General features: G+C 46.8%; 1 protein-coding gene. It reads right to left on the reverse strand.

All coding sequences use genetic code 11. The features are described 5' to 3' along the window. Positions 1-218: Ig-like domain-containing protein (locus tag EXE10_RS21710; protein ID WP_165383077.1), on the reverse strand; the 218-nt coding region annotated here is incomplete at both ends.

A 218-nucleotide genomic window follows, 5' to 3' on the forward strand; every position in this document is an offset into this window, starting at 1 on the left:
TTAGATCAATACTGTCACCGCTACCTTGGTTGCCCGCTACATCGGTATAGCTATTATCAGCAACACTGATTTTTGGTGTATCGGTTCCTGTCTGGGTAAAGGTCGCTGTCCAAGTGATTTTATCTGTGCTGCTTAGACCCGTTAAGCTGCCACCCGCAACAGTGATGTCACTGGCTTCAAAGCCTGTAACCGCTTCACTGAATTTAAAGGTCACTGTG

The organism is Acinetobacter sp. WCHAc060033 (assembly GCF_004209125.1).
Taxonomy (GTDB): Bacteria; Pseudomonadota; Gammaproteobacteria; order Pseudomonadales; family Moraxellaceae; genus Acinetobacter; species Acinetobacter wuhouensis.